Source organism: Magnetococcales bacterium, from assembly GCA_015228815.1.
Classification (GTDB): Bacteria; Pseudomonadota; Magnetococcia; order Magnetococcales; family UBA8363; genus UBA8363.
The window spans coordinates 42,519-64,502 of sequence record JADGCV010000010.1 but is presented as its reverse complement, the minus strand read 5'-3'; the positions used below and the strand labels follow the sequence as shown (position 1 = coordinate 64,502).

At 55.1% G+C, this 21,984-nt stretch carries 30 protein-coding genes; 12 read left to right on the top strand and 18 right to left on the bottom strand.

The genetic code is table 11. The features are described 5' to 3' along the window. Window positions 1–72: 72 nt before the first annotated feature. Window positions 73–2,646, bottom strand: coding sequence for a DUF3987 domain-containing protein (locus tag HQL76_06120; protein ID MBF0108733.1), 2,574 nt, complete (start codon window positions 2,644–2,646; stop codon window positions 73–75). Between the two features lie 65 nt (window positions 2,647–2,711). Between HQL76_06120 and HQL76_06115 the strand changes: the two genes are divergently transcribed. Next, window positions 2,712–3,002 (top strand): type II toxin-antitoxin system RelE/ParE family toxin, encoded by a 291-nt coding sequence (locus HQL76_06115; GenBank protein ID MBF0108732.1) that lies wholly within the window; start codon window positions 2,712–2,714, stop codon window positions 3,000–3,002. A gap of 3 nt (window positions 3,003–3,005) precedes the next feature. Next, window positions 3,006–3,293, top strand: a complete 288-nt coding sequence (locus HQL76_06110) for a putative addiction module antidote protein (GenBank protein ID MBF0108731.1) — start codon at window positions 3,006–3,008, stop codon at window positions 3,291–3,293. A gap of 8 nt (window positions 3,294–3,301) precedes the next feature. On the opposite strand, the gene HQL76_06105 is transcribed toward HQL76_06110, so the two are convergent. The 13 genes from HQL76_06105 to HQL76_06045 form a co-directional block, all read right to left on the bottom strand. Next, window positions 3,302–4,060 carry a hypothetical protein gene (locus HQL76_06105; GenBank protein ID MBF0108730.1) on the bottom strand — a complete coding sequence of 253 codons (759 nt, stop codon included), beginning with the start codon at window positions 4,058–4,060 and terminating at the stop codon, window positions 3,302–3,304. Next, complete coding sequence (locus tag HQL76_06100) at window positions 4,057–4,689, bottom strand: hypothetical protein (GenBank protein MBF0108729.1); 633 nt, start codon at window positions 4,687–4,689, stop codon at window positions 4,057–4,059. Before HQL76_06100 ends, HQL76_06105 begins: the two co-directional genes overlap by 4 nt. A gap of 32 nt (window positions 4,690–4,721) precedes the next feature. Further along, a complete protein-coding gene (locus tag HQL76_06095) occupies window positions 4,722–5,144 on the bottom strand; it encodes a hypothetical protein (GenBank protein MBF0108728.1) in 423 nt (140 codons plus the stop codon). 137 nt (window positions 5,145–5,281) lie between these two features. Further along, window positions 5,282–6,967 (bottom strand): DEAD/DEAH box helicase, encoded by a 1,686-nt coding sequence (locus HQL76_06090; GenBank protein ID MBF0108727.1) that lies wholly within the window; start codon window positions 6,965–6,967, stop codon window positions 5,282–5,284. Window positions 6,968–7,186: 219 nt separating this feature from the next. Next, a complete protein-coding gene (locus HQL76_06085; GenBank protein MBF0108726.1) occupies window positions 7,187–7,876 on the bottom strand; it encodes a hypothetical protein in 690 nt (229 codons plus the stop codon). A gap of 26 nt (window positions 7,877–7,902) precedes the next feature. Continuing rightward, the gene (locus tag HQL76_06080) at window positions 7,903–8,775 is read right to left on the bottom strand and encodes an ATP-binding protein (protein MBF0108725.1); all 873 of its coding nucleotides are present in this window, start codon (window positions 8,773–8,775) and stop codon (window positions 7,903–7,905) included. Continuing rightward, window positions 8,775–9,257, bottom strand: a complete 483-nt coding sequence (locus tag HQL76_06075) for a hypothetical protein (GenBank protein MBF0108724.1) — start codon at window positions 9,255–9,257, stop codon at window positions 8,775–8,777. Before HQL76_06075 ends, HQL76_06080 begins: the two co-directional genes overlap by 1 nt. Beyond that, on the bottom strand, window positions 9,254–10,492 hold the full coding sequence (locus tag HQL76_06070) for a ParB N-terminal domain-containing protein (protein ID MBF0108723.1): 1,239 nt from the start codon (window positions 10,490–10,492) through the stop codon (window positions 9,254–9,256). Before HQL76_06070 ends, HQL76_06075 begins: the two co-directional genes overlap by 4 nt. 7 nt (window positions 10,493–10,499) lie before the next feature. Further along, complete coding sequence (locus HQL76_06065; GenBank protein ID MBF0108722.1) at window positions 10,500–10,697, bottom strand: hypothetical protein; 198 nt, start codon at window positions 10,695–10,697, stop codon at window positions 10,500–10,502. A gap of 86 nt (window positions 10,698–10,783) precedes the next feature. Then, window positions 10,784–11,113, bottom strand: coding sequence for a hypothetical protein (locus HQL76_06060; GenBank protein ID MBF0108721.1), 330 nt, complete (start codon window positions 11,111–11,113; stop codon window positions 10,784–10,786). A gap of 7 nt (window positions 11,114–11,120) precedes the next feature. Next, the gene (locus tag HQL76_06055) at window positions 11,121–11,654 is read right to left on the bottom strand and encodes a hypothetical protein (GenBank protein ID MBF0108720.1); all 534 of its coding nucleotides are present in this window, start codon (window positions 11,652–11,654) and stop codon (window positions 11,121–11,123) included. Window positions 11,655–11,850: 196 nt separating this feature from the next. Next, window positions 11,851–12,123: a DUF2312 domain-containing protein gene (locus HQL76_06050; GenBank protein MBF0108719.1), complete on the bottom strand. Its 273-nt coding sequence runs from the start codon at window positions 12,121–12,123 to the stop codon at window positions 11,851–11,853. Window positions 12,124–12,156: 33 nt separating this feature from the next. Then, entirely contained in the window at window positions 12,157–12,837 is a 681-nt protein-coding gene (locus tag HQL76_06045) for a hypothetical protein (GenBank protein MBF0108718.1), read from the bottom strand. A 385-nt stretch (window positions 12,838–13,222) separates the two neighbouring features. On the opposite strand from HQL76_06045, the gene HQL76_06040 reads away from it, so the two are divergent. Beyond that, the gene (locus tag HQL76_06040) at window positions 13,223–13,444 is read left to right on the top strand and encodes a hypothetical protein (protein MBF0108717.1); all 222 of its coding nucleotides are present in this window, start codon (window positions 13,223–13,225) and stop codon (window positions 13,442–13,444) included. A gap of 6 nt (window positions 13,445–13,450) precedes the next feature. Here the strand turns inward: HQL76_06040 and HQL76_06035 are convergent, their stop codons facing one another. From HQL76_06035 to HQL76_06020, 4 genes are all read right to left on the bottom strand, one after another. Further along, window positions 13,451–13,660, bottom strand: a complete 210-nt coding sequence (locus HQL76_06035; protein MBF0108716.1) for a hypothetical protein — start codon at window positions 13,658–13,660, stop codon at window positions 13,451–13,453. 200 nt (window positions 13,661–13,860) lie between these two features. Further along, window positions 13,861–14,874, bottom strand: coding sequence for a helix-turn-helix domain-containing protein (locus tag HQL76_06030; GenBank protein ID MBF0108715.1), 1,014 nt, complete (start codon window positions 14,872–14,874; stop codon window positions 13,861–13,863). A 37-nt stretch (window positions 14,875–14,911) separates the two neighbouring features. Further along, entirely contained in the window at window positions 14,912–15,322 is a 411-nt protein-coding gene (locus HQL76_06025; protein ID MBF0108714.1) for a hypothetical protein, read from the bottom strand. Between the two features lie 289 nt (window positions 15,323–15,611). Then, a complete protein-coding gene (locus HQL76_06020) occupies window positions 15,612–15,866 on the bottom strand; it encodes a DNA-binding protein (protein MBF0108713.1) in 255 nt (84 codons plus the stop codon). 391 nt (window positions 15,867–16,257) lie between these two features. Here HQL76_06020 and HQL76_06015 point away from each other — a divergent pair, with 391 nt between their 5' ends. From HQL76_06015 to HQL76_05975, 9 genes are all read left to right on the top strand, one after another. Beyond that, complete coding sequence (locus tag HQL76_06015; protein ID MBF0108712.1) at window positions 16,258–16,539, top strand: hypothetical protein; 282 nt, start codon at window positions 16,258–16,260, stop codon at window positions 16,537–16,539. Window positions 16,540–16,558: 19 nt separating this feature from the next. Next, a complete protein-coding gene (locus HQL76_06010) occupies window positions 16,559–17,356 on the top strand; it encodes a hypothetical protein (protein MBF0108711.1) in 798 nt (265 codons plus the stop codon). Then, entirely contained in the window at window positions 17,353–17,790 is a 438-nt protein-coding gene (locus HQL76_06005) for a hypothetical protein (GenBank protein MBF0108710.1), read from the top strand. Before HQL76_06010 ends, HQL76_06005 begins: the two co-directional genes overlap by 4 nt. A gap of 143 nt (window positions 17,791–17,933) precedes the next feature. Continuing rightward, window positions 17,934–18,728: a hypothetical protein gene (locus HQL76_06000; protein MBF0108709.1), complete on the top strand. Its 795-nt coding sequence runs from the start codon at window positions 17,934–17,936 to the stop codon at window positions 18,726–18,728. Window positions 18,729–18,825: 97 nt separating this feature from the next. Beyond that, window positions 18,826–19,026 (top strand): KilA-N domain-containing protein, encoded by a 201-nt coding sequence (locus tag HQL76_05995; GenBank protein ID MBF0108708.1) that lies wholly within the window; start codon window positions 18,826–18,828, stop codon window positions 19,024–19,026. A 538-nt stretch (window positions 19,027–19,564) separates the two neighbouring features. After that, on the top strand, window positions 19,565–19,750 hold the full coding sequence (locus HQL76_05990; protein MBF0108707.1) for a hypothetical protein: 186 nt from the start codon (window positions 19,565–19,567) through the stop codon (window positions 19,748–19,750). Continuing rightward, a complete protein-coding gene (locus HQL76_05985) occupies window positions 19,747–20,190 on the top strand; it encodes a DUF2924 domain-containing protein (GenBank protein ID MBF0108706.1) in 444 nt (147 codons plus the stop codon). Before HQL76_05990 ends, HQL76_05985 begins: the two co-directional genes overlap by 4 nt. Continuing rightward, a complete protein-coding gene (locus tag HQL76_05980) occupies window positions 20,187–21,500 on the top strand; it encodes a recombinase family protein (protein MBF0108705.1) in 1,314 nt (437 codons plus the stop codon). The genes HQL76_05985 and HQL76_05980 overlap by 4 nt, the downstream gene beginning before the upstream one ends. Next, window positions 21,497–21,889 (top strand): hypothetical protein, encoded by a 393-nt coding sequence (locus tag HQL76_05975; GenBank protein MBF0108704.1) that lies wholly within the window; start codon window positions 21,497–21,499, stop codon window positions 21,887–21,889. Before HQL76_05980 ends, HQL76_05975 begins: the two co-directional genes overlap by 4 nt. Window positions 21,890–21,984 lie beyond the last annotated feature (95 nt).

Below are 21,984 nucleotides of genomic sequence, written 5' to 3'. Positions count from 1 at the left end.
GTCTCCTATTTGCCGCCAATGCCGCCATCTGCCGCCAGTGCCGCCATGCCGCCACCCTTTTTTACCAAAAACCTATTTTTCACTTTCCACCTCTACCCTGGCGGCACTGGCGGCATGGCGGCACTTGGGATTGATGCCAAATCGGATGGCTCGTTCTCCTGGACTTGGTGGTAGCTTCCTCGCCCAGTTCATTTCGATCATGAATCCCATGATCGACTCTGCTTCCTTCGTTTGCATCCTTGGCCGTGGTCCAAATTTGCATAGGGTTCTGACCGAAAACTCCATTGTTCCAGACTCCATAGCCCATCGGGCCACTCTCAGGGCTGCGGATTCAAGCGCATCCCCGGCTAGACGCTGCACCCGTATCGCCTCTGCCAAGTGGTATTCTCCGAGCAATTTGGCCCGCTCCCAGGTGGACAGATCCAGTTCCGATTCTTCCTCCATAAGCAGACCTGGGCGTTCCAGGAGGTGCAGCACCAACGCCGCCTTGACCGTGGCCGAGACCGCCTTGCTGGCGATGTCCCGCACGTCTTCCAGATCGCGCCCTTCTGCCATTTGCAGTTCCACGGCGTTATGCCATTGCCGTCGGGATTCCCGTGCCTCTGGGGAGAGCCTGACCAGATGGCAGGCGGATTTGTCCTTTTCTTCCGTAACCCTTGCGTTGAGAAGCCCCTGGATGGTCTCCTCGTAGGGTTGCAGGAGAAACTCGTTGAGACCGGGTTCGTTGACCTCCTCCATGCGGGTCCCCACCAAGGAAGGAAGCCAAACCGGCCAAATACGGGCCAATGCCCCTGATTCCCGCAGGGTCGGATGGCGAGCCGCTTCCAAATACTTGTCCGGTTGGACCATGACGCAAACGTTGAGGCAGGGATTCACGATCATGCGATCCTCGGGACCGTTTTCGTTGCCCACCCGGTCGCGTGTGATGGTGTCTCCTGAAATTCCAGTGAGATAGATGGCATCACCGGTGCGATCCTTGCCCGAATATTTGCCCATGATGGCATCGAAGACGGGGCGTCCCTCGCCGGATAGGACGGCGTATTCTCCACCCCGGAGATGCATGCGTTGGAACAGTCGTTCCTCGGTGGCGTCGGAAGTAAACATGCGGGGGTGAGGCGGCACTGGAATCCTTTTGCACTCCTCTTCGGCCATTCTGCGAACGAATTCTTGTTGCGCTTGCTCCGAATATTTTGCACTGGTTGCCTGTTTTTTCAGGGAGGCAATCAGGGCGTCCAGCACTTGATTGGTAGTGGAGGCCTCGGCGACGCGTCGGTGATAATCATCCAGTTCTCCCTCGATCCAGTGTTCCAGAGGCAAAGTCATAAGTTTGAATGGCGGGCTTTTGCGCTCGCCGCTGGCCGCGATCAGGGCGAGGAACAGGGCAGAATGGTGATAAAGCCCAGGCCGTTCCTGGATACGGGCCTTCTTGCCGATGGCGAGGGCTGCCACCGACAGCCCAATCACTGCCGGAGAAGCGACGGGAACCTTGACGAAACGGGCCACCTCACGGGCAGCATTTCGCAACACTTCTGGCAAAGCATCGAGGGGATAAGGCTGTGGCGTTTCCATGGTATTGGAAAGGGGAAGTGGCTCCGGCCAATCATGATCACCTCGTTGCGCACCAATCGCTGGACCATTATTTTCGCAGTGTTTTTTCCACAATTTCTCCGACTCGTTAGCCAGCCGCTTCTCCGACCATGGTGGTCGCAGCATGGCGGCGTTGTATTGGCGGATGGCTTCCCAGGCATCGTCACGTTTCATGCGGCCTTCATGGGCCATGCGGATGTAGTGGCCGATAGCGGCGGATGCTCCATCGAAGCGGGTCCAGGCATCCTGGGCTTCGTCCCGTACCGGGGTGGTGAGAATGGAGGCCACGGACGGTTTGGCCATGGACGCGGTATTGAAGTCCAGTTTGGAGACGTCGATCCCTTCCATGGAAGGCATGTCGCCTATCGCTTCCGCCAAAAATGGAAGGTGGAATTTCTGTGGAGTGAAAGTACGGAAGACCACCAACCGTTTGTGGCCGTGCTTGTGATAAACCGACCCGGCGACCCGAATGGGCTGATGCGCAGAGCGAAAGTGGGGATCGCCAGCCACCTTGAGGGCAATTTCGTGGCGCAGGCGGCAAACCAGGGTGATGTCCTCCTTCTCTGCGGGTTCCGACAGTTTCCAGTAGACGTGCAGCTTGCTTTGTCCCTCCGGCGTGATGCCGCCGGATTCAACGACGGCAGTGGGTTCTCCCAGATAGTTGGAAAGGTGCTCAAGTTTGGCTTCCACATCTCCGGCGTCCAAGTCCACCAGGACAGTCTGGAGTTGCACCACATCGCTGGCCTTTGCCTGTCCACGTTGCGCCACTGTGCCGGGAATGACGTAGAAGGCAGAGCCGTTGTTGGCGGCCCATTGGGCGAAGGTAAGGGCTTTGGCCGCAACCTGCTGATCCGCCTCAATCCAGACGTGGTGGGGATGGTTGGCCAGTCCCTGGCCGGGATCAGTCAGCCCTCGCAGGGAAATCATGCCGTCGCAATAGCCGAAGACCAGATCGAAGTAGGCGGCAATGGCCTTCGGATCAGGGGTCAAATCGACGGAATTCGTCAGATTCTCCGGTTGGGGTTGGGTGTTGTTGAAGTCCAGCCGAGGCGTCAACATGCCACTTCTCCCAAGCGGCCTGCCGCCTCTTGCGTTTTCGTATCTACATAGATACAATTCACCCCATGAACGCGATCATCCAATCTCCAACATTTAGTATGTGGCTCTCCTCTTTGAAGGATCTTCGGGGTAGGACGGCGATTCTTCGTCGGTTGATCAGGGCTGAAAGGGGCAACCTTGGTGACGTGAGACCGGTTGACGGGGGTGTCTTCGAAATGCGGGTTGACTATGGCCCCGGGTATCGACTGTATTTTGTCCGGCGTGGTGGCACCGTAATCATCTTGCTTTGCGGTGGCGACAAATCCACCCAAAGGCGAGATATCGTTCTGGCTCAAACCATGGCCAAGGAGGTTTGAACAATGAATCCCGATGGATATACACCATTCGATCCCGCCCAATATCTGGACAGTGATGAGATGATTGCCGAATACGTCTCCCAGGTCATGGCGGATGGCGACACGGAGGAGCTGCTTGCGGCACTCGGCCACATCGCCAAGGCACGAGGCATGACCCAACTGGCCAAGAACACCGGGCTTGGCCGGGAAAGTCTCTACAAAGTCTTCGCCCCAGGGGCGAAACCACGTTTCGATACCGTCATGAAGGTGATCCGGGCGATGGGGATCAAACTCCATGCCCTTCCGAACTGAAATGGTCGTCAGCATGTCAGCCTCCAACAGCGGTCCTGCCAGTCGCAGAAGCGGCATTCGAAATGGCTGGGATCGCGGGTGATGCGCGGCAACAATTCACCAGCCTCGGTAGCCTGGAGGACACGCACCGCCCGGTCGGTCATGCGTTGGGCCAGGGCAGCGTCGAAGGGGACCAGTTCAAAATGCAACTCGGCGGTGTTTTTGTTGATGGCGGTGAACAGAGCCGGGTTGGCGGTAATGCCAGGAACAGCGGTCTCCATATAGGCTTGATAGGTGGCGATCTGGGAGGCGTAGACCGGTTTAGAAATGGCCACCCCACGCTTGACGGTATCCTTCCAGGATTTGTCGTTGAGTGATTTGCATTCCCACAGAGCGGGATAGCCCATGGGGACATCGAGTGGGCCACCGGTCAGGATGCCATCCACATGACCCTGGATGCGCCCCTTGGCCACCGAAAAGCCGAATTGGCCGCCGTCCTTTTTTCGGACAGCGAGGTTGAATCCGGCGGCCCGCAACCAACGGATGGCCAGTTCCTCGAAGAGATGCCCGGCGGCGAAGATTCGCAGGATCTTGCCATCGAACCCCCGGCCCGGATCTCTGGGGGCACCGGCGTATTCAAACTGCAACGCTCGTTCACAGGCGACGCCCAGCCGGGAGCCACCCAGATATTGCCGGGGTGGACTGGCGGCTTCCTCGGCGACCAGTGCGGTATCGATCAAACCGGTGACGATCTCACCGAAGGCAGCGCAATGATTGAAATCGATCATTGTTTGGTTCTCACGGAGACGGTTCTTGCCATTCCAATCAACAAATCTCGAAACGTAGGGGGTGTGGAATTGCGTATCCGTGTTTTGTCCCTACCCCCAACCATCGCCATCATCCCAATCCTGCGTGCTTTTTCATATCCGTATTTCTTCAATGCTTCCGGATGTATCCGCTGCTCCGTCGGCCCCCAAATCAGATCCTGAGGATTGATCCCATGGGTATAAAGCCAAGTAGGTTTTCCTGCGAAATGACCATAGTGTCCCTGCCAGACACAGCAGGTCAGGCCACCTACCTTGTCAGCACTGATCCACCCACCTTTCCGATGTGGATGATTCAGACCAAACCATCGCCAAGCATGGCTGTCAGCGGGATGTTCTAAAACCCCGCCATATATTCGCACCGCATGCAGCGCCGCAGCGAAACAGCCGTTGTCGTCTCCCTGGCAGTACTGATGCGGTTTCGCTGGCGATCCGTGCCAATACCGTCCCCAACGTTGACATGGTGGATGCGCTACTACCGGGTACGGGCCGTTATAAAGCCTGGCGTCCCGATCTTCATCCCACAGATCAACGTTGGAAAGACCTGAATACGAGCCATTGGTCTCGACGTACAATGCAGCTACCTGAATCATTGTGCTTGCTCCAGATTGCATTTCCATCGCCTTCAGAATGGAATGTCGTCGTTGTGCTTTTGGAAGTAGTCCTGGTAGCTGGAGATAACTACTTTAATCATATTCAGCACTTCTTCCTTGCTGTAATCCGCCAGGGGGCGATGCATGCCGATGCTGGCGATGAATTCACCCAACGGGCGCAATGCGGTGGTCATCGCCTCCTTCTCAAGGTCAGTTGCATTCATCATGTTGCGAACCTCCAACAGTAGATTTCTCGAAAGAACCCGGTGTCGTCCCACCAGGCGCACGATGAGGTGCCCAGGATGACGTTTGAGCAGGGTCTCGAAGATGACTCGCTCCCTGGGGAGCAAGTCTTCCAACCAGACCCGGTGGCAACGCACCCCCGGTGGCAAGGAGATCCACCCCAGATGATGGTCGTGCCAGTTGGTACGCTGTCTGGTCCAAACGATGTTCATGAACGTAATAGCCTTATTGAAAACCGTGCCTTGCCGCGCCTTGCCGTGCCTTGCCCTGCGACGCCATGCCATGCCGAACCGTGCCGTGCCGTGCCGTGCCAGGCTGCGCCTAGCCCAGCCACGCCATTTGCTTGGAGTTACGCGACCTGTTCCAGATGTTGTGTTCCCGTTCTAAACACCAGATCATGAATGATTTTCTTATTGAATTTAAACGTCAGTAAAGCCGATGCCTGGTATCGATTCAGTCCGTGGTCGTGGCGGTATTCCGCAGGAAGGTATTGGAGCTGTTTCTCGGTGGGCGGATCCCGCAGCCAACGCTTGGTTTTATGAGCGCCGTCTTCACTTTCGTGTTCATTGAGCCAGTCGTCGGCGGCAGCCAGGCACACCATACGTTCACCGACGGAGAGCAACCGGGCCGGGACTCCCTTTGCGCCACCTACCGCATGCCAGCGCCCGTTGAGGCAAAAGACCCCGCCCCAGGCGGTGAATCCATTGGCCATCAGCGCCGCGTCGTCGCCAAAGAGATCGACCCACAAAAAACTGGAGCGATTGAGCAGGTCGATTTCCGACATGATGAACTCGGCCAAGGGTTCGGCGTCGTCTTCGATGTCGTTTTCCAATTCCCAGACATGGCCGCATAGCGGACATTCCATGGTTGCCAGGGGAACGATGGCCTGGCACTTCGGGCATTGCTTGGTGGGAGCCTTTCCGATGAACGTCTTGCCATTCAGATTGGCGTCCTGCTCCAGGGAGCCATGCAACAGGCTGGAAGTCCCAAAATCCAAAACAATGCAATCGATCTTGACTACCCCGGGAAACTCATTGGGATCGACGGTGCGCAGGCCCCGGCCCACCATCTGGATGAGGGTGGATTTGTAGGAGCTGGGCCGGAGCAGCACCACGCACGAGGTGGGTTGGTAGTCCCACCCTTCGGTGAGGACGGCCACGTTGACCACCACCATGGCGGAACCTTTTTCGAACCGGGCCAGGGCGGCCTTGCGTTCGCCGTCGGCGAGGTCGCCATGGATCAGCACCGCCTCGATGCCAGCGGCGTTGTAGGCGTCGGTGACATTCCGGGCATGGTCCACGGTGGAGCAAAAGACTACCGTTTTACGGTCACCGGCCTTTTCCCGCCAATGACGGATGACCGCCTCGGTGATCGGGGCTTTGTTCATGATCTTGCTGACTTCGGCCATATCGAAGTCGTCCACTGTCTTCTTGACGCTCTTCAATGCCTCCTGGGTGCCGACGTCAACAACGAAGGTGCGCGGTTTGACCAGATGCCCGGACTGGATCAACTCGCCCAGCCGGACATGATCCGCTATGTTGGAGAAGACGGGACGCAACGACTTTTTGTCGCCCCGGTGGGGCGTGGCTGTAACTCCGTAGAGGCGGCAATCCGGATTGCGGTTCCGGGCGACGTCGATGATGCGCCGGTAGCTGTCGGCGGTGGCATGGTGCGCCTCGTCGATCACCAGCAGATCCAGATCCGGCATGGCGTCCAGATTGCGTTGCCGCGCCAGGGTGGGCACCATGGCGAAGGTGGCCCGTCCCCGCCAGGACTTGGATTCCGCATCTACCACGGAGGTGGAAAGACCGGGATTGACCCGGCTGAACTTGGTCAGGTTCTGCCGGGTCAACTCATCACGGTGGGCCAGAATACATGCCTTGCCTTCACTGCCTGTCAGCATGCGGCCCACCACGGCGGAAAGCGCTATAGTTTTTCCAAATCCGGTAAATGCAACTGCCAGAGTATTACCGTGTTCGCGGAGGGCCGCCACCGACCGCTCCACGAACTGTTCCTGTCTGGGTCTCAACAGCATTTCATGACCTCTTTGCTTTTTTGGCCGCTCCGCGCAGCGGTCGATAACAGTTGCACAGGGTGCGCGACCCGAATTGGTATGGCGGCAGGTCCAGGCGCATGCGAACCCAACCTGCCCCGCGACAATCTTCACATTCATAATCGACCGAGATACGTCCATGCCCTGCGCACGAGATACATCCTTTGCCCTCGCACACAGGGCATGAGATCCGTTTCATCATCACTGCGCCCAAAGGGGACGAGACGGCATACCCTGGGCTGGGGCCGGTTGCTGTTGCTGCGGCGGTTTCTGCGGAGACGGTTGCCATCCCTGCTGGGCCGGTTGCTGTTGCTGAGGAGGCTGTTGCCACCCGCCCTGGCTGGCGGGAACCTGCTGGGTGGTGGTAGCGGTCACCGGTGTGGAAGAAGGCTGGAACCCTTGGTATTCCTTCATGTCCGGGGTGACAGCAACTTTGATCACATTCTTCGGATTGCCGTTGGCATCTTCTTCCACGTCAATCTTGGCCAGGAACTCAATGCCATCCAGATCGACGAACCCACGGATGCGACGGGCTTCCAGGGCGCGGGGAGAGGTGTCCTTGTCCGACAGGCCCCGGGCGGAATTGAGTATGGCGCGGATGAAGGTACGGCCCATGTTGCCCCAATCCGGCCCCTTGGGGCTGCGAAGGCCAATCAGGCTCCAGACCTTGCGCTTGGCGTATTCCCCGGCGGTGATGACGAACTCGCAGTTGAGGTAGACCGCGACGCTTCTATTGGCGAGGGTGGCGTAGCCTCCGGTCCATCCCTGGTTGGGATCGTCGAGGCCACCGGGCTTGATGGTCATGCGCACTGGTGCGATGGTCCCCTTGGGAATCAGGTCGAAATTGTTCTGGGTGTCGGCGTCGTTGTAATCCTGCCAAGCAGTGTTCATATTCATGGTGTAATCTCCTGGTATCGTCAGTTGGAAGCAGTGGTGGTGGTCTCGGCGGGAGCCGGTTGACCGTATTCAAGGCGTTCATGGATGGGGCGCACCGGACCGCTGATCTTGGCCATGAGGCGGCCCAGGTGGGGTTCCTCCACCATGGCCAGGCGACCGGAGCGGTCTTTAGCGGGCAGACCCCAGGGGTTCATGGTTTGGCAGACGAAGGCGCGGTACAGTTTTCCGTTTTCGTCAGGAAGTTCCGTCATGGTAATGACTTGGTCAACGATGCCGGGCAGTTCCAGGCCGGTCTTGGCACCTTCGATTTGTGGGGCGAAGAAGCGGCGGTTGAAGTCGTCGGTTTTCTCGTCGAGGATGCCCACGAACCAGATATTCTTGTTCCTGGTGTGCTGAAGGTGAACCAACCAGTTGATCATCTCCTGGCCGTGCAAACCGTAAGCTCCGCGCAGATCCGGCTTCCCAGTTTTATCGCTAAACGCTTGCGGCTGACCCTTGCACCAGTGGAAACAGAGTCGCCCGGCCACGGTGATCGAATCGATGAAAATCGTCTGATATTTGTTCAGCGCCGCCGGATCACCGAACTGCTGGCAGACGGCGTTGTAATGGGCCTGGCTGAAATACTGGTCGTTGCGCAGGGCCGGGTTGGGACCACCGATGAAAACGGAAAAATCCCTGATTTCATCCCAGGTGCGGGGGCGCAGGGTGTCTCCGGGCCACCCTTCGACAGCCAAGTCGCCAGCCTCCAGGTCGAAAAACAGGGTGGTCTCCGGATCCAGGCTCCACAGCAGCGTGGTCTTGCCGATGCCCGACTTGCCGAAAATGCACCCCTTGATGCCGCGCCGTTCGGCCATGCGCTGGTCGGCGGTGATGATCGGAAGTTTGTTACTCATCACGCCGCCTCCTGCTCACGGACGGTGAGCTTGAAGGATGCCTTGCCCGGCTTGACCATACGGGCCGGTTCAAACACCCGGCGGATGTTGTCCGGCCAGGCGGAATATTTCCGTTCAGAGATGTCGAAGCTGATTTCTACATATTGGCCAGGGTCGTCCCCGGCATCCCGGATGGTCCGGACGATCCCGGCCAACTTCTCCTGATCCCAGGAGGGGCGCTTCGGCACGTCCATGGCGATTTCCACTTCGCCATCCTGAAAACGGATCATGCCGAAATCCTTGCCGCTCTCCTGGCGGATGGAAACGGCCCGGTCGCCGAACCGTCGGACCATGGCGTTGTCCAGCATGTCCTTGGCAAGTTTGATCTGGGTCATGATTTCAACGATCTCCTGTTGCAGAAGGACCAGACTCAATGCCGGCAAACTGGCGACTTCGCCCAGAGACATCTGCAGCATTTGATTGATGGTAATTGGTTGACTCATGGTTGTTCTCCATTTGAAAGAATTGGTTGATTGATTCCGCTCAACACCTGCTCGATAGCGGTGATCAGGCGCAGAAAACGTTCGCGGAAATTGTGCAGTGTTTGGGGGTAGAAGCTTTCCGGGCTGAGGCTCAGGCCGAATTCCAGATCGTCGAGCAACTTTTGAAAAATCACGCCACGGCTGATCGTGCCGAAGGCTCCATTCAGTTCGATATCATCCAGTCGATGCTGGAGGTTGATGGACTCATTTTCCGCTTGCAGGGCGCGTTGCTTCCATTTCTCGATCTGGTCCAAAAGATCGGTGGATGACGTCGGAGATGGGACGGAAGGTGGGATGCTGCGTTCCGTGACAAACGCCGGAAAAATGCGTCCCTTCGTGCCGGTTTTTTCGGAGGTATCAACTGAGAACGAAGCAAGTTCGTTCTCAGTCTGTTTCCCGCTACCAGACATGCCCGTCGCGCCAACTTTCTTGATCGTGTCTTGGGCAGTATCCGACGTAAACGAATTTAATTCGTTTACGTCTTCACCTTTGTTATTTACCATTTGTTGTTGCGCAAACTCTCTCACGCTACCGACTTTTCCGTTCAGAACTGCCTGTACCGCCGCCTTCTGTTGCGCTTCATCCATGCCTGCAAGGGCGTCCAGTTCCAGACTGTTGTCGGCGATCTCCTCCACATCGCGGATCAGGTCCCGGACTGGTTTGGAGATCTTGCTGGCGCGGCGGATTGACTTCTGAATGCTGCGCTCCGTGGCACCGGTCTTTTGGGCAGTATCCGACGTAAACGAATTTAATTCGTTTACGTCTTCACCTTTGTTGATACCGCGGCCAAGATATTGGTTCATTTTTCGCGCGCCAGTTTTACCTTTTGCTGTCTCTGGATGTTTTTTCTCGTATACATCTTTCCTTTCCGCCAGATGCTCTGCCCGCTCCAGGTGATTCAGTTCGCACCGGCAAAGGTTTTCGTCGATCTCTGCCAGCTTCTGGTCAAGATCATCCTGAATGGGAACGACGTTGGCGGCGATCTCGGTCATCCCAAGTTGCTTGCACGCCTCCAGGCGGTGATTGCCAGCAATCAGCTTGTATTGCTGACCACCCTTCACGCCTATGGCGACTACCATGACCGGGTTCATCAATCCGATTTCGCCAATGCTCTGAGCCAGCGTTTCCACTGACTTCGGACAAATCCGCCTCAGTCGGTGCCCAACTAAAATATTACTGATTGGAATTGTTTCCATTGATGCATCACCTCTTATATAGCTCTTGTTCAGCCATTCTTTTGTATTCGTCCAACTCCGCTTCCCAGGCCATTCTCGCCTTGGTCATCGCAAGCCAAGCAGCGCGTACCTTCTTTTCCATCTCCTGCGCTTCCTTTCTCGTCAGCCACCTTCTCCGGTAAACACCATCATGAAAATCTCGATGCAATTCTGGCATATCATCCATTCGGTATTGTTCCCATCCATGACCCGGACATCAGCGGGCTGATCACAGAAATTACATCCATGTTCTTTTTTCATCTCCTGCATCCTCTATCGCGTAAACCGCTTCATTCTTTTTCGAGTGCCATTCCCGATCATCTCTTTTACAGTCCGACGCACCCGTTCAGTATCGAGATTCAAAATCATGCAGATCCATTCGAATGAACCAACATGATTCTCCGATGCAAAAAACCATTCTCTTGCTCTTTTCATGTTCATCTGGCTTTCAAACAGGCTCGAATGACCATCGTACTTCGGTGGTTTGACGGCTTCCCTAACGGCCTGCAACAGAACACTCGTCCACAGACTCTTCTCCGGAGAATATTCCGAGTTATCTGAGATCAATACCGGGTCCATTTCCGGAAAAACCTGATCTTCCATCGACGTTTCAACCCAGGAAATGCGCCCGTAGCGCCGCTTTGATCACCCGTGCCATCGACCAGCGCATGGCCTCGCCAGCGGAGGACAAGGCTTTGAGCAGATCCGCGTCGGAGGCCGATAGCGAAATCTTGATGGAAGAACGCGAAGGTTTGTATGCCGTTCCCGTCATCACCACTGATTCCGTTTTCCCTGCGTTTTTTTCCTTTTCAACTGGTTCATCCAGTTGATTCCCGGCTCTCTCCGACATCTCACTGTTGGTCATCTTCTCAACCCGGTACGGTTTCTGTTCCGCTTTATCGCCGGGCTTGCGTTGTTCTTTGTGCATTACGTTTATCTCCATTTTTACTGGTTCCATCCCATTACACCCATCGCATGTGACCGGGCCGTTTTCGTTCCAGGCAGTCGCTGCCAATTGCCCTTTGTGCCCCCATTCGTCCTGGAACGGTTCCGTTCCCTCTTGCTGTTGCCGTTGTTTGTACTTCCGGCACCAATCGGCATCGCTCGTTGTCATCGCCAGCCGGTTACAGCGATATAACTTCATTGCAGTTCTCCGGCGGTTAAAAATCGAGCCTGTTCCTGTTGTGTTGCTCTTCCCAATTCCGGAAACGTTTCTTCCGATCTTCCAGTTTCTTCCTCATGATCAAAAAGAGCATGAAGCCGCCGGTTACAAGTGCAAGAACCAAGATGAAGCGTTGATTGTACATGGTGTTTCTCCGATTGTTTGTAATAACATTGGCTTACTTCATTCCAAGCGCTTTCATATATAATTCCATAATTGTTTCAAACTCTTCTTGCTCTTCTTTGGACTTCTTCCTGATCTTTACGATCTCTTTCATGATCTTCGGGTCGAATCCATTGCCCTTCGCCTCGGAATAAACATCGTTGATGACCTTAACCGTGTCTGCTTTCTCTTCCTCCAACCGTTCAATCCGGTTGATGTACTGATACAAAGCTTCATGATTGATGCCTTCTTCTTGGTGTTCTTCTTGAGTGACTTCAATATTTCGCATTTTTTGTACTCCTCGTTGTTGTGGTAGCAGTCGTTATATTTCCACTTTTCTGAACTCAACAACCCATACCCATGGATTGGTATCCCATCCATATCCGCGTCCTGAGTTGATGGAATCCCACAAATCTTGATATGCATCGATTGCCGAGTCATAGCCTGGATTGTCAGGAGAAAACGGTTTCCAAAAATAACGATCCTCAAGTACTTCAATCGTGGAGCCACCATTGCATTGGATATCCATACAGATACTTTCTTGGAAGAGTCCCTCGGCAATGGCATCTTCCTCACTAATATTTTGTATCTGTTCGATGTCAACACGAATAATTTCCAGGTTGATTCGAGCCACCTTTATCGGCATGAAAATGGATGGTGACCATTTTATTCCTGGGATTTCACCATCTGCCCGATATTTTATATTTCCTGTCGTAGGGCACTTTCCCCAGGTTTCACGTACCCATAAATGGTCCCCCTCCATTCCGTAAGGGGATTGCCAATATCGTACCCTGCCGTCCTTGTGGCGATTATTGGGACCGAATGCGACATCCATCTCCAGTGTATTCTTCCTTGATCGACGATATGACGGTATTGGCATGATCGGTGGAATAGGTTGTGGTGTTACTACCCTCCGCGTTTGGGTCTTCTTCCCGTTTAGAATTGCTCGAACCATCGAGGTTGAAAAAATAATGGGCCTGGCTTTAGAGGATGGCGTATTCATTCATGATCCTCTCTTCTCTCTCGCGCTCGGCGGCCACCACCGTGTCAGCGGCGTCGTTCTCAAAAAGCGCCAAAAGAAATAATCCGCAAAGCCGGTGCGATACCGAGCCGCATCGACATCAATGGCGGCGCGTCTGGCGGTAACGGGTCTCCTCAAGGTGTTCATCTTTCTTTATCTCCAGTGATGTTCATGGCGGTTAAAGGTGTTAAAAAACATTAAAAGATGTTAATTATGCAAACAAAATACCATTGTATTTACGTAATTATAAATACTATTGCCTTGTCTGCCTTTTAATGAGTAATGTCTTCAGTGTTTTTCCGTCACGGGAAATCGGTCCTCACGCCACCAGAACGGGCGCGAGGCTGATGACAGGGGAGATAGGGGGATGTGGACGCTGCGGACCCGCAGGGGACTCTTTTGGATTCGCCGATCATCGAAAACAGGAAAGTACGAGCTTTCAATCGACCGGGAAAAACTCGACACCTACGACTCGCCGGAACAGGCCGCTGAAGCGGTCTATCGGCATACGTCGAGTTTCGGCTGGTGGGATTGGTCACGCCTGGAAGCACCTGAATCCCTGGCCGAATGGAAAAAATGGAAGACATGACGGCTTTCATGCCGCACCTCCTTTCGCCTTGGAAACGGCTTGCTGGATCGCCACAATGCCTGCTTCCGGGCAGCGGCAATCCCAAGCCTCAATCATCTTTTGGCAGGCGGCCAGAAGATCCGGTGCCGCCAGAATCAACAGTTCATCCGCAAGAAAGTTGATGGTTGTCCCCTCGACGATGACGGCTCCGTTCTCGTCTATGATTTCTTCATCCAATCCAGACGGATCCGGTCTTTTGGTCCACGGGGCGGGGGAATATGTCATGTCGTGCTTCCTTTTGCTTGTTGTGATTTACATCACATCAATCGAAATATGGATTTCTCTTGTTTCATTTTTGCCGATTTCTATACATTTCATGCATCATTCGGATCATTTTCCGGTGTTTTGTGACGTTTCACGGCTCAAAATGTGACGTTTCACGAATTCGCTCGGAGCCATTCCCTGAACAATATTTCATGCCCGTGACTGCTGAACCCGGTGGCGGCATGCAGGTCATGAATCAAACGGTTGGTGACGCGCAATCTGGCGATGAACTCCTTGCGCTTTTCCGCCAGTTCTTCAGGAGGAATGGACCGGACCATGTCGTCGGTTTCCCGCGACCGGGCCGCCTCGGCCTCGATCTCGGCCTTTTCCTGTTCGCGCATCTGCCGTTCGGCTTCTTCCCGGCGACGTCTCTTTTCCTCTTCCGCCCTGGCTTTCAAAGCACGGCCAAGAACGGGGAGTCCCTCCAGGGCGTTGGAAACGAGCGTGACCGTGTAGCCAACGGCGCTCAGCACCGGGTTCTTCTTGTCCTCAAGGCCGGCAGACAATTCCTCGATTACCTCGGCGGCCTTTTCTGCGTCAATCTTGGAAAGTTGCTTCCTGATGGCCTTCTGCTGCGGAAGTGAAAGTTTGTCCGGCAGGGGCAGGGCTTCCACAGCGGTTGGCGGCGCAAAAGAAACCGTGACCGCTTTTTCCGAAGAAGAAGAAAAACCACCACCACCGATGTTTTCGTTCCGAAGCACAGGGCCGACGCATGGCTCCGCGATCCGGCTGGTGGTGGTTGGTTCCATTGGTTTGTTCATTGGTATGTTCCCCTGACCATCCGGTCGGGGGTGCCCTGACCGTCCGGTCAGGGGTGCCCTGACCACTTGGTCAGGGGTGTGGATAACTTGACCTTCAAAGCGTAAATGGTAGACGTTGGACCTGCGGCCACCACCCTGCTCGATGTCGGTAATCCACCCGGTTTCAACGAGGTTCCGTATGGCCATGGGCACCCGCCGGAGGCTGACGCGCGCCTTCTCGGCCAGGGTGGCCACAGAGGGCCAGCAATAGGGTTTGGCCGCCCCACCGGCGAACGAATACAGGGCAAGCAACACTTTATGTACGTAAGGGGGCATTCCCGGTGGCGCAATGGCCTCCGGATGGATGATGGCAAAGGCGATGCTCATGGCCACCTCCGTGAATCACAAATGGCTGCTTCTGATTTCATTGGCGGCCTCCATGGACAAGAGGCTCTTCACTTTTCGCTTTGTTGATTGCATTCATGGCATCGGAAAATAATGTATCTTCTCTGCCAAGTAACCAAGCATTGAAGAAATTCTTGACGGACCACCCGATGGCGGTATCGATGGCTTGGTACATGGTAGACAACCGGTCCATCAAGTTATCCAAGGCCAGCAACAAATCAGGCGCGGCGGTAACAAGGCTGGGACTGAAGCGGGGGTTTGCGAATGCCAGAAACTCGACCCCGATACTTTGACAAAAGTCCGGGTCGATCCGTCCCTCCCTGGCGGCATCGCGCAGGGTTTGCAGGGCGTCACTGACGAGAATCGGGGATGGGGAGGAAAACGAGGGCATGTCCCGGACGCAATCCGGGTGTTGGACTGGGGTCATCATCGGTACTCCGTTGGTCGCGATGGAATCGCCGGAGCACGGACGTGTGTCTAGGACGCCGAGACTCCGGGGGTTAGACACCCCACCAACGGTTGGGCCAACCGGTTTTAGCCTTTCGGCTTGGACATGCCGGTTGCCCCCGGAGTCCTGACGGACGCAAGGCGCAAAAATACCGCCAGGACTGACGGGGGCGGATGACCGCCGTTGGTTGTGGAGGTGTCTAATCTCCGTGCCCAGAATTACCTCAGCCTGACAGCTTTCGTCAACGTTTTTCTTCGTTTTCTTCGCTTTGTCATTCATGGCTCAAATCCGCATGTTTTATCAAGTCTATTCCAGAATGGAGTTCATGACTTGTCCCGGTGCGGTTCATCCGCTCGAAGGCAACCACATCATTCATGCTGTAAAGGACCTTCTTCCCGATCTTGATAAATCCAGGTCCATATTTCATATACCTCCAGTTTCGGAGTGTTTTTGTGGCCATTCCCCAGCGGTTGGCCAGGGAATGTTGATCGATGAAGACCACGTTCGAATCGGATTCAAGTGCCATGTGTTCCTCCATGGATGGCAATGATAATCGCCTTCATCGGATAAACACAACATTTTCAAAATGATGCGGGACGGACAGGGACCGATAGGGACTACAAAGTATCGACAGGGACCGACAGGGACGATCAGGTACGGAGCGGGACGATTCGGGACAATCAGGGACCGACAGGGACGATTCGGATATGAATTACATTTGAATTGTTATCAACATTGATTATAATCGTCTTTGACCGGCGACGATTCGGCCACGGATGGGCCGCGTTATGGCCGGTTTTGGTTGCTTCATTGCATTTTCTTGCTTGCTGATACAGCATCGGATGCTGTATATATAGAGACATCAGGAGCACACTGCTCCACCCGCGCCTCGGGGATCCAGGGGCTGGAGAAAGAAAATGTCCGTTTACGTCATTGAGCAGAAAATGTCCGGGACTGGCAGTATCCACGATATCGCAAGTGATATGTTCGACCGCGAAATCGTTTTCGCCTCAGGGTGCAAGTATGCAGTCGTTGAAGCCTCGTATTACGGCGGCAAAGGCTACACGACTCACAGGACTGCTGTCGCCGCAATCGCGGCGAGCCGGAAAAACCAGAACAGTCACGTCATCATCGACAATGATGGCGTCGAGTATACCATCAACGACTCCAGGTTGGTGCCATACCGCTTGCCAGAATAGCACTCATTGGTTGCAAACCATGGTCTGGACCAACCATGGTTTGCAACTTCACTTAGTGGGAACCTTTGGGGCGGTGAGGGAACTTGAGGTGATGTTATCGTCCCCCCTCGAGAACGGGGACACCCTCTGCGGGGGGACTCTCACCATAAGGATGGAGGAGACCCCCTACGTTAAGGGAAGGTCCAAAATCCGGCAGGGGCTGGCATGGAAACTCACCGACGAGGAAGGGAGGAGAAAGAACATGAAGAGAATGGCAGTTGATTTCCGGAACGGGATCATCTACTTCCATTTAGAGATGGATGACAACCATTATGGTGTCCCAACCTGGGACCTTTTGTGGACTCCAGATATGATGGGGCAGACCCTCAAACTCCGGGAGGAGACGCGGGGGTGGGGAGAATGGACCGCCATGGAGACGTGGCTTACCCCCCAAGGGGGTGAGGTGTACTATCTTACATCCGATGGAGGCGAAGCTGCCAATAACGATTATTACGTGTGTGAATACCCACGCAGGTTTGATAGATGTGAATTGGAGTTGTCCGACACCATGCCTTGGGGAAAAGATGATTGGCACCGAAACCTTGAAGAAAGGTACTTGGAGTGCACCCGTCGCGATGGGACCGGGATTATAGGCATCGCCCGCCCCCAGGGAGGGCGAGTTGTGTACCAATGGAATCAAGAGGACCCAGAATACGGGTACATCGCGATCTATTTGACCCTCCCCGGCAAAAAACTCCGGGAGTGGACAGAACGGGCATCCACCCTCCAAAGTCGGGTGGAAGTAATGATCCGGAACGTGACCGGACTATTGTCATGATAACCGTAACAGCCCCTGACGGGACAGTCACATCATACCGGATCGACAGGAGATCCGGGCAGATAAAAGCACGGCACAAAAGTGACGTGATTGATCTTGCATCATTGCAAGAGGGAGTGGTGATCCACACCGACATCCCCGGCAAGATAATGAACCTCCTTGGAGGGAGAGGCGAAATGATCATGTATGACCCTCCCGGGAGGCAGGTGGAGTTCCTCTGTCTTATCGAGAAATTTGGTTTGAGGAATAAAGATATCGCAAACTTGACCGGATCAAGTTTATCGGCGGTTGATGCGTGGACAGGAGACCCGTGGTCTCAGCGGCACACCCCGATCCCGGAGCCGAAATACAGGCTCTTGGTGATGTCTCTCGATCAATCACCACCCCTCCCCCCCTCCGGAAGGGGCCGCCCCAGAAAAGGCGGCGCAAAATGACAAGACAACAGAGGCACCTATCCGAGGTATCTCAGCTCTTTCCCAATGCTTGGAGGGGTCTGGAAAAAATCTTTTTTGGCCGAGGGAATGGACTCCCAGAGTGGCCTTTATGGTGTTATGTCCCCATTGCTGCAGGGGTCGCCGTGGCAACGGAATATCTTCCGACGATCCCCGAGGCCGAGGGGTACGGCTCAATCATAGTCGGGCTTGGTGCATGGAGATTGACTCAGGGGATCTACCAGATCGACCCCGAGGTCATGGGTGCGCTCATGTCCACACCGACCGGCAATCTCCCTGTAGACCTGCTCTACAGGCTACCCGAATGGTGCATGTACATCGAAATCCCTGACCATCCCACCCTTGGAAAGGATCTCCATGGGGTGTATGTGTATCTTGAGTGGGACACACATACAGGGGGCGCGGAACTGCGACTGCTCCTGGACAGGGAAGACTCGCTGACCCCAGCGGTGATGCACCTGATCCCGGGTGCGGACCTTGCAGCCTGTCTCCAAGCAGCAACCGACAGAGCCATCGCCAATGCACTCCGATACGGGATGTCGGTGGGATGGTCATCTGACGAGATCCGGGCCGTGTGGGATCCGATCATTCCGGTCATCCTCTATCTGTGCAGCGAGGAGCCGGACATCATCTCTCGTGCCTCGATTGGTCTGCCCCGCCATCCATCACCGGTCAAAACCAAGAAAGGAATGCGCCTTTTCCCACCCGACCAACCCAAAATCTGGGAAGTCGGGACCAAGATCGGAGAGGCGCTACGATCAGCGTCTCCCCATGGAGAGCCGAAAGGCGGCTCCCATGCGCAACCCAAAGCCCACATCAGACGCGCCCATTGGCACACCTATTGGGTGGGCAGAGAGGGGACGGAGGGACGACGGAGGATTTTGAAGTGGGTCCATCCGATGTTAGTCGGGAGGCGGTAATGAATGCCGCCGTGGTAGAGTGGTGGAGGACCCTCTCCAAAATCAGCGTGCCACTGAAGCATTTCATCACCAACCATCAGTAAGGATGATCTCTTCCATGAGTCAACCGGTTCTTCCCTATTTCATCGAGCACGTTATGGACGGGATTGTTATTCCCCAAACCACCGAAGCGGGGTATATCAACGCAACAGCCATGTGCAAGGTGGCGGGTAGGGATTTCAATCACTACCGTTCAAACAGTTACACTAAAGAATTCATAAAACAACTGAAAGCCGATACGGGAATTCCCATATCGTAACTAATTCAAACAGTTAGGAAGGGCACCCAAACAGCCAGGGAGCATGGATCCATCCGAAGGTAGCCTCATGAGACGCGAACATGCCACGATCACCATCACCTACGATGGCGATGCCTTGCATTCCGAACGTATGAATTTTCGAAATCTCGCCGGTGCATTATTGGCTGCATGAAAAACCTTGGAATTCGCATTTCAATCATTACCATTCAGGCAATAATACTAAAGACCAAATTAAATAACCAAAAGCCGATATCGGAATTCCGGCAACGGAACCAATTCAAATAGTTAGATGTGAACACCAAAACAGCTATTAAACATTGGTTAACAATGAGGTTGATTTTTTATTATAATAATTCTAACGGAAAGTTGCAATTAGAGCAGGATCAACCGGCATCGGATCGCAACCATCACGATCATTTCAACCGTCCTTTGTGGTCCCTGTTGGTCCCTGTTCGTCCCTATCTATTTAATTTATCTTGAAATTACCCATCGTTCTCTGCTTTCCTGCACCCGGTATCTCCCCAACCGGAGCAGAAAGATGATCACCACCATCCATCCCGAAGACATGACCGCCGGAGAACGCCTGGCCGAGGTTGCCGCCATCCTTGCTGCCGGTATCGCGCGTATGAAGAAAAAGGAGAAAACAGAGAAATTTCCTCTGGATGAGTCGCCAAACCCATGCCTTCATGGCCGGAAGGAAAACCCAGGGAGGAGACGGCCATGAACGAGATTGAAGTGATCCGCCAGGTGGCGGCCTTGCCGGAAATGTCCACCGCCGAACTCAAAGCGATGTGGCTGGAGATGCACCAATCGAAACCTCCACCCTACAACCGAGCGTTTTTGGTGAAACGGCTGGCCCACCGCATACAGGAACTGGCCCTCGGCGGGCTGTCAGAGCAGACGGAAAAACGGATGGAGCGGTTGCTTTCCGATGAGGATGCTCCTCGGGAGAGAAAGCGGCTCCCAGGGGAACGTTTGCTGCCCGGAACCCGACTGGTGCGATACTGGAAAGGAGAGGAGCGTTGTTGCACCGTGCTGGAGGACGGTTTTGAATACCAGGGACGGCGGTTCGGCAGCCTGTCGGCGGTAGCCAATTTCATCACCGGTACCCGGTGGAACGGGCTGGTGTTTTTTGGCCTGAAGAAACAAGGAGATGGGCAATGACCAGGGCCAAACAACCCGTGACGCCCAAGGTACGCTGTGCGGTATACACCCGAAAATCCACCGACGAGGGGTTGGACATGGAGTTCAACACCCTGGATGCCCAGCGGGAATCGTGCGAAGCCTACATCGCCAGCCAAAAGTCCGAGGGGTGGTTTTTGGTTGCCGACCGCTACGACGACGGTGGCTTTTCCGGCGGCAGTCTGGACCGGCCTGCCCTGAAGCGGCTCCTGAATGACATCGAGGCCGGAAAAATAAACGTCGTTGTGGTTTACAAAATCGACCGCCTGACCCGCTCCCTGCTGGATTTTGCCAAGTTGGTGGAGGCGTTTGACCGCCACAAAGTGACCTTTGCCAGCATTACCCAGTCCTTCAACACCACCACCTCCATGGGGCGACTGACCCTGAACGTGCTGCTCTCGTTTGCGCAGTTTGAAAGAGAAATCTCGGCAGAGCGCATCCGCGACAAATTCGCGGCGTCCAAGCGCAAGGGGATGTGGATGGGCGGTCACATCCCTTTGGGCTACGAGGTGCAGAACCGGAAACTCCTGATCGTACCCAGTGAAGCGGAAAACGTGCGCCACATCTTCCGGCGGTTCCTGGAATGCGGATCCGCCACCCTGCTGATTCATGAGTTGGCCGAAACCGGGATCACCGCCAAGAACGGCAGCCGCATCGATAAGGGCTACCTTTACCGCATTCTGGCCAACCGGCTCTATCTCGGCGAAATCGTCCTGGGCGAAGAGGTGTTTCCTGGCGAACACGAGGCGATCATCGACCGGAATCTTTGGGATCAGGTTCATACCATGATGGCGGCGAACGTGCGCCGCCAGGGAAAAAACAGGGTCCACCCTCCTGCTCTGCTCAAAGGGATCATCCATTGCCGGAATTGCGGACGGGCCATGAGTCCCACCTTCACCAGAAAGGATGGTCGGCAGTATCGGTACTATCTTTGCCAGACCGCCATCAAGAATGGCCACAACGCATGTTCCCTGCGCACTGTGGCCGCCGGAGAGATCGAGGCGGTGGTGATCCGGCAAGTCCGCACCATGCTGCGGTCGCCGGAGATGGTGGTCAAGACCTGGCAGGCCAACGAAGAGGTTTCCGAACGAGACGTGGCCGACTCCCTGCGGCGGCTGGATCCGGTGTGGGAGGAACTTTTCCCGGTGGAACAACAGCGGCTGGTGCAATTGCTCATCGCCCGGGTGGAGGTGGAGAAGGGTGGGGTGAAGGTGCATCTGCGCACCGAGGGCCTCGATACCCTGGCCCGTGAACTGAGCGACATTGGCAACCAGAAGGAGGTGGCGGCATGAAGGCGGAAATGAGCAGGGACGGCAAGATGATCGTGGTGACCATCCCCATGGTGGTGAAAAAAAGAGGAGGTCGGAAGTTGATCATCGCTCCGGAGGGGATGGAAGAAGCACCGCTACGGGACGAAACGCTGGCAAAATTGGTGGCCAAGGCCCATAAATGGCTGAAACTGTTGGAAAGTGGTCAATACCGCTCCATCAAGGATCTGGCGGCCCAGGAGCAGATCGACGACTCCTATCTGGCGCGGGTGCTTCGTCTGACTCTGCTTGCCCCTGATATCATCGTCGCGATCCTGGACGGGCGGCAGCCGGACGTGCTGACGTGGCGGGAATTGAAGAACCCGTTCCCAATGGAATGGGAGAAGCAGAGGGAGAAGTGGGGAATGACATGATGGGGCAATCCCGGAGCAACAACACGAGCGGCCCCGACCATGAGGCCATCATACCAAATTATGGCTATAAGGAAAATAGGAAAGGTGTCCCTGGA

Excerpts from the sequence above, each read along its gene's own strand:
- HQL76_06120 (MBF0108733.1), bottom strand. The coding sequence starts at position 2,646 with ATGTTGACGCCTCGGCTGGACTTCAACAACACCCAACCCCAACCGGAG.
- HQL76_06115 (MBF0108732.1), top strand. The coding sequence starts at position 2,712 with ATGAACGCGATCATCCAATCTCCAACATTTAGTATGTGGCTCTCCTCT.
- HQL76_06110 (MBF0108731.1), top strand. The coding sequence starts at position 3,006 with ATGAATCCCGATGGATATACACCATTCGATCCCGCCCAATATCTGGAC.
- HQL76_06105 (MBF0108730.1), bottom strand. The coding sequence starts at position 4,060 with ATGATCGATTTCAATCATTGCGCTGCCTTCGGTGAGATCGTCACCGGT.
- HQL76_06100 (MBF0108729.1), bottom strand. The coding sequence starts at position 4,689 with ATGATTCAGGTAGCTGCATTGTACGTCGAGACCAATGGCTCGTATTCA.
- HQL76_06095 (MBF0108728.1), bottom strand. The coding sequence starts at position 5,144 with ATGAACATCGTTTGGACCAGACAGCGTACCAACTGGCACGACCATCAT.
- HQL76_06090 (MBF0108727.1), bottom strand. The coding sequence starts at position 6,967 with ATGCTGTTGAGACCCAGACAGGAACAGTTCGTGGAGCGGTCGGTGGCG.
- HQL76_06085 (MBF0108726.1), bottom strand. The coding sequence starts at position 7,876 with ATGAACACTGCTTGGCAGGATTACAACGACGCCGACACCCAGAACAAT.
- HQL76_06080 (MBF0108725.1), bottom strand. The coding sequence starts at position 8,775 with ATGAGTAACAAACTTCCGATCATCACCGCCGACCAGCGCATGGCCGAA.
- HQL76_06075 (MBF0108724.1), bottom strand. The coding sequence starts at position 9,257 with ATGAGTCAACCAATTACCATCAATCAAATGCTGCAGATGTCTCTGGGC.
- HQL76_06070 (MBF0108723.1), bottom strand. The coding sequence starts at position 10,492 with ATGGAAACAATTCCAATCAGTAATATTTTAGTTGGGCACCGACTGAGG.
- HQL76_06065 (MBF0108722.1), bottom strand. The coding sequence starts at position 10,697 with ATGGATGATATGCCAGAATTGCATCGAGATTTTCATGATGGTGTTTAC.
- HQL76_06060 (MBF0108721.1), bottom strand. The coding sequence starts at position 11,113 with ATGGAAGATCAGGTTTTTCCGGAAATGGACCCGGTATTGATCTCAGAT.
- HQL76_06055 (MBF0108720.1), bottom strand. The coding sequence starts at position 11,654 with ATGAAGTTATATCGCTGTAACCGGCTGGCGATGACAACGAGCGATGCC.
- HQL76_06050 (MBF0108719.1), bottom strand. The coding sequence starts at position 12,123 with ATGCGAAATATTGAAGTCACTCAAGAAGAACACCAAGAAGAAGGCATC.
- HQL76_06045 (MBF0108718.1), bottom strand. The coding sequence starts at position 12,837 with ATGAATACGCCATCCTCTAAAGCCAGGCCCATTATTTTTTCAACCTCG.
- HQL76_06040 (MBF0108717.1), top strand. The coding sequence starts at position 13,223 with ATGTGGACGCTGCGGACCCGCAGGGGACTCTTTTGGATTCGCCGATCA.
- HQL76_06030 (MBF0108715.1), bottom strand. The coding sequence starts at position 14,874 with ATGAGCATCGCCTTTGCCATCATCCATCCGGAGGCCATTGCGCCACCG.
- HQL76_06025 (MBF0108714.1), bottom strand. The coding sequence starts at position 15,322 with ATGATGACCCCAGTCCAACACCCGGATTGCGTCCGGGACATGCCCTCG.
- HQL76_06020 (MBF0108713.1), bottom strand. The coding sequence starts at position 15,866 with ATGGCACTTGAATCCGATTCGAACGTGGTCTTCATCGATCAACATTCC.
- HQL76_06015 (MBF0108712.1), top strand. The coding sequence starts at position 16,258 with ATGTCCGTTTACGTCATTGAGCAGAAAATGTCCGGGACTGGCAGTATC.
- HQL76_06010 (MBF0108711.1), top strand. The coding sequence starts at position 16,559 with ATGGTCTGGACCAACCATGGTTTGCAACTTCACTTAGTGGGAACCTTT.
- HQL76_06005 (MBF0108710.1), top strand. The coding sequence starts at position 17,353 with ATGATAACCGTAACAGCCCCTGACGGGACAGTCACATCATACCGGATC.
- HQL76_05995 (MBF0108708.1), top strand. The coding sequence starts at position 18,826 with ATGAGTCAACCGGTTCTTCCCTATTTCATCGAGCACGTTATGGACGGG.
- HQL76_05990 (MBF0108707.1), top strand. The coding sequence starts at position 19,565 with ATGATCACCACCATCCATCCCGAAGACATGACCGCCGGAGAACGCCTG.
- HQL76_05985 (MBF0108706.1), top strand. The coding sequence starts at position 19,747 with ATGAACGAGATTGAAGTGATCCGCCAGGTGGCGGCCTTGCCGGAAATG.
- HQL76_05980 (MBF0108705.1), top strand. The coding sequence starts at position 20,187 with ATGACCAGGGCCAAACAACCCGTGACGCCCAAGGTACGCTGTGCGGTA.
- HQL76_05975 (MBF0108704.1), top strand. The coding sequence starts at position 21,497 with ATGAAGGCGGAAATGAGCAGGGACGGCAAGATGATCGTGGTGACCATC.